Origin of the sequence: Paenibacillus phyllosphaerae (assembly GCF_014192105.1) — a bacterium.
GTDB classification, from domain to species: domain Bacteria; phylum Bacillota; class Bacilli; order Paenibacillales; family Paenibacillaceae; genus Paenibacillus_Z; species Paenibacillus_Z phyllosphaerae.
Genome location: NZ_JACHXK010000047.1, coordinates 1 through 4,570, shown reverse-complemented (window position 1 = coordinate 4,570; position 4,570 = coordinate 1). Strand labels below are relative to the sequence as shown.

Annotated in this window: 7 protein-coding genes; all 7 read left to right on the top strand. The window is 43.9% G+C overall.

The features are described from left to right. The first annotated feature begins 219 nt into the window (after nt 1-219). Entirely contained in the window at nt 220-633 is a 414-nt protein-coding gene (locus FHS18_RS33940; protein WP_183604808.1) for a hypothetical protein, read from the top strand. 234 nt (nt 634-867) lie between these two features. Further along, nucleotides 868-1,242, top strand: a complete 375-nt coding sequence (locus FHS18_RS33935; protein ID WP_183604807.1) for a VOC family protein — start codon at nt 868-870, stop codon at nt 1,240-1,242. 190 nt (nt 1,243-1,432) lie between these two features. Beyond that, complete coding sequence (locus tag FHS18_RS33930; protein ID WP_183604806.1) at nt 1,433-2,308, top strand: AraC family transcriptional regulator; 876 nt, start codon at nt 1,433-1,435, stop codon at nt 2,306-2,308. A gap of 27 nt (nt 2,309-2,335) precedes the next feature. Further along, entirely contained in the window at nt 2,336-3,226 is an 891-nt protein-coding gene (locus FHS18_RS33925) for an alpha/beta hydrolase family protein (RefSeq protein ID WP_183604805.1), read from the top strand. Between the two features lie 113 nt (nt 3,227-3,339). After that, entirely contained in the window at nt 3,340-3,603 is a 264-nt protein-coding gene (locus FHS18_RS33920; RefSeq protein WP_183604804.1) for a hypothetical protein, read from the top strand. A gap of 192 nt (nt 3,604-3,795) precedes the next feature. After that, nucleotides 3,796-4,029 (top strand): hypothetical protein, encoded by a 234-nt coding sequence (locus FHS18_RS35520; RefSeq protein ID WP_183604803.1) that lies wholly within the window; start codon nt 3,796-3,798, stop codon nt 4,027-4,029. A 204-nt stretch (nt 4,030-4,233) separates the two neighbouring features. Further along, nucleotides 4,234-4,570 (top strand): serine hydrolase domain-containing protein (locus FHS18_RS33910; RefSeq protein WP_183604802.1); only part of this gene is annotated, 337 nt, incomplete at its 3' end.

Sequence of the window (4,570 nt, the reverse complement as noted above, 5' to 3'; positions counted from 1 at the left end):
ATACCTTTCGTAAAGTCGCTTGTCTGATGTCTCTCTCATGGCCATATTGAGTTGTTCGATTTTTGTAGTACTCATTTTTATCACCACCGGGTGCTTTTTACTATTGATTACCCGATTTGGTGGCGGGTGAGTTTTTGTTCGTTTGTTAATTGCGTCCTATATAGTTTAAGTTTTGAAGAGGAGGGATACGATTGCACTCCAGATAATGCGATTATCTTCTTGTGGACGGGTGCAGATGGAGATCACTTCGTTTTCCTTACAGATGGTGGTACTGTAGAGTCATTAGAAAATGCACCGATTTTATTTATACAGCCGATGGATTTTAGTGACCCGTATAAACCGGTTGCAAAAAATATAAAAGAATTTCTGGCTCTTTATGTACAACTTAAAGAATTATATCTCTTTGAGTGGCTACCAAGCTATAAGACTGAAGAAGAATTTTTGCAGCACTATAAAGATGTATTTGAAGAGGGTATCCTGGAATATGAAGAGGAGAAGAATATTATCATTTCGGCAATTGAAAAGGCAATCCAACTGCCGAAAATTGAAGGGGTATTTTCCTATATGAAGGAGCTTAAAGGTTTGTTCGAAAAGAGATTGCAAACCTTAAAGGAAGAATATGATGTTGATTAACTATCTGGGAACTTTAGTTCAACGATCCAGGAGTAGTTTGCCGCCGCGGCAGCTGCTCCTGTTTTACATTAAGCTAAAGGGCAGATTACGTTAATTCAAGACGCTGGAAAAGTGCTAAAAACCTGTTTACATCAGAACGTATATTCGCTATTCTGTATGTGGATATATTTTCCATAACTATTTGGAGATAGTTGAACCCCTTGTTATTTTCAGAGAAGATTGAGGAGGATGAAGATGAGCAATTTTATTAGTCACGTCCAGATTCCAGTCAAAAACTTAGATGAGGCAATTAACTGGTATACAACCTATTTGGATTGCAGATTACATGCCAATTTCGGTGATTTTTCAATTATTAGTTTTGCTGAGGATGAAACACATATTTTTTTATGGCAAACCTCAGACGAAACAAACTCAACATTCTCTGTTAACGGTGAGCCTTTTCCAGCCATTGGTTTCCAAGTGAATGACATGGATGAGTTATGTAAAAAAGTCTCGGAGGGTGGATTAATGGTACATGGGGACCCACATGCAACTCCAGTAGAAGAAGGAAGAAGGTTTCTTAAATTTTTCGATTTAGACGGGAATATGCTAGTCGCACATACTGCCTAACGTCACCAGCTATTGCGCTATCTGGGAACGATATTTCAATAACTCAGCCTGCCGGAGCGACCCAGCAGGCTATTCAGCTACCGGGCATAGTTTGCAACTAGTATACGAGAAAAAGTACATTCCGCAAAAAATATCAAAACAAAGGGTTACCCATATTGTAAAGTGTGAGTATCTCCATGGAGGCTTTGAAATGAACTATAAGGAATCGGTAATCAAGGCGATATCCTATATTGAAAATCATATGTTTGATGAGAAATTAAACGTAAAGATTAGGGAGGTCACCGGCTATTCGCATTATCATTTTCATCGTATCTTTCTATCTGTTACACGCAACTCCGTTTCAGAGTACATTCGCAAGCGGAGATTGACTCACGCCGCATATGATCTGTTTCATACTAACCAAAGGATCATTGAGATTGCCATAAAGTACGGATTTGAGTCCCAGGAAGCTTTCGCACGCTCCTTTCGTAAAATGTTCTCTACCTCTCCTGGACAATTCCGCAAGCAAAGGAATATGAAGGATACGTTATTCCGGGCCATGGAGAAGCATCCATTGGATGAAGAGAGACTGCAACATTTGCACGAAGGAATTTCTCTCGAACCTTCTTTCGTTCACATGGATATGTTGAATCTGGTTGGCATGTCGATAAAGGGTCTAGATTCGAACGAGGTCGGATTGTTGTGGCGAGGTCTCAGGAAGAGAGTATTTGAAATTAAGAGGAAGCCTAATACGGAAGGTATTTATTATGCAGTCATTGAGCTTACTGGTGAGCAATGGGAAGTGACTTATACCGCATGTGTCGAAGCTGACATCGAAGAAAGTCCTGCTCCAGCGGGCATGATTGCCAAGCTGTTCCCAGCTACAACGTATGCCGTATTTTCACACAAGGGATCATTAGCCAGACTTAATGATACATTCCAGTACATCTACGAAACGTGGTTCCCCCAGTCGGGGAATGTTCGTGCCAATGCGCCGGAGTTTGCGCGGTATGACCAGCGATTTCTAGGTCCAACGAACGAGGACACTGTACTGGAAATATATATTCCGATATGTGCACAATCATAAATGGTTCAAAAGAAGAGGAGAATCAGGATGAACAAAAAAACTAAAATTTTGGAAGGGGATGCGGGATGTTACGAGCTGAGGATAGCCGATCCTGCGTCGGAGTTAACCTTCCCAATGATCGTCATGTACCCGACAGATTCGCCGGAAAAAGCCCATCAGTTAGGACCATACCTTATTGAGGTCGCCGAAGATGCGGAACCACGTGAGGGGAGGTTTCCGTTGATAATCATTTCACACGGATCTGGTGGTTCTCCGTTAGTATACCGATCAATTGCCCAGCATTTGGCGCGATGCGGTTTTATCGTTGGTCTCCCTGAACATCCTCATAATAATCGCAATGATAATAGTCTTGAGGGAACGATTACTAATCTCACGAATCGCCCCCGACACCTTAGCCTTGCGGCCGACTGGTTTTATGAAGATGAGCGATTTAAAGGACTGATCGAATCGGACAACTATTCAGTCATCGGGCATTCCATGGGCGGTTACACAGGGCTGGCGGTAGCCGGAGGCATCCCGACTTCATTTCCTAACGAAAGTCCGGATGGGCAGTCGTACCAGATTAATATTACACGCGACCGGCGTCTCCGCTCCTTGATTTTGCTGGCGCCGGCGTCCGTATGGTTTCGGAATGAAGGAGCGCTTCGGGAGGTTGATGTCCCCATTCTGATGATGGATGCGGAGCATGATTCGTACACGCCTTCTTTCCACTCCAAAATTATCTTAGATGGAGTTGCCATTCAAAGTAAGGTTCGCTATCGGACAGTAGAAAATGCTGGTCATTTTTCCTTTCTAAGCCCGTTTCCACCTGCAATGATTTCACCAGGTTTTATTCCCTCCCAGGACCCACCCGGATTTGATCGCGTACGATTTCACGAAACGTTGCTGGATGAGATCGTTGGTTTTCTTTCCTCGTGAAAACTAGGCGTTCAGCTATCTGGGAACGTTAGTTCCATTAAGCATTCCAGGCGAAACTGCCGCGCGATCGGTAGCTTACCGCTCAGTTACTATGATGTAAAATGAGGTGGCCTATGTCACAGTTCCAAGTTACGCAAACGTTGAGGACAGAAAAAGCTTTTATCATCAAAGGTATTCTGCTTGAGGGACAATTAAGCAAGGGAATGGATATTCATGTGTCCTTGAATAATTCCCTAAAAGTGACTGGTGGTATAAAAGAGGTCAGGAAAAATAACGATCATTATGACATCGTAATTGAATGCTCAGATCAAGATGAGATAGAACTGTGGGAAATGTTGAATTTAGACGGTGATGTAATTATTATTCAGCAGTCATAATTGAACTATCTAGGAACGATAGCTTAATCAGAACAGGGAGCAGACCGCCATGGTTTTGTTCCCTTTTCATTTACATAACGAGCAGGCTTGAGGCTTCACTCACTTCAACTGTCCGTCAACGCAAATCGCTGAACCGTTTGATCGCTTCCTCGGTGGTTCCCTGCGGCATCGTGGTTGGTTCCTTTACCCACCGTGGACAAAAGGCTTCAAGCGCTCGTATTCGGCATCGACATCGTGGACGCGGAACTAGAGAATGACAGTGTGATTGTCAGCCGCCACTGCGGAACCAGCCCAGAAAAGGTGCACCGTCTGAAAGTGGTCGACCGCCAGCGCCACCAGGGTGAACAATGGCACAACGAGTTTAGCAAAGACGGGCGCGAGGCGTTCCACTACCGTGCAATTTTTGGAAGAACGAACGGCCAGTAGGTGACGTTCAAAGCAAGGTAATTGCACTACTTACCATTGCCAGTGAGAATGAACTACTGCTTCGTTAGATTGTTGGAATAAGTAATCGATGATACCTTGTGCTTACCCAACTGGCTATGAATAAACATGAATTTATTTCTAAATACAGGAACTTTTGGGATTAATTAAACGTAATACCTGTGACTACGATCTTAAGGAGGTATTATGAGAATTAAAAGATTATTTCTGATGCTGGCTATTGTGACATTAATGTTGTCGATGCTGGCGCCGGTGGGTGTAGTGGCAGCTGTTCCGGGCGACAGGCCTCTTTCTTATGAGGATACCCAAAAGATCGCATCCGAGAAAGCCTCGCTCCTCACGGGCCAATACGGTACGACAAGCGTTCAATACGCGCTGATCGATCATGGGAAGATCGTTGTCTCTGGTCAATCCGGTATTAACGATGTTGCTGGGAAAATGCCATTAACTGCTGAAACGATGTACGGTATCGGCTCGACAAGCAAAATGTTCACAGCGGCAGCCGTCATGAAGTTGGCGGACG

Excerpts from the sequence above, each read along its gene's own strand:
- FHS18_RS33930 (WP_183604806.1), top strand. The coding sequence starts at position 1,433 with ATGAACTATAAGGAATCGGTAATCAAGGCGATATCCTATATTGAAAAT.
- FHS18_RS33925 (WP_183604805.1), top strand. The coding sequence starts at position 2,336 with ATGAACAAAAAAACTAAAATTTTGGAAGGGGATGCGGGATGTTACGAG.
- FHS18_RS33935 (WP_183604807.1), top strand. The coding sequence starts at position 868 with ATGAGCAATTTTATTAGTCACGTCCAGATTCCAGTCAAAAACTTAGAT.
- FHS18_RS33920 (WP_183604804.1), top strand. The coding sequence starts at position 3,340 with ATGTCACAGTTCCAAGTTACGCAAACGTTGAGGACAGAAAAAGCTTTT.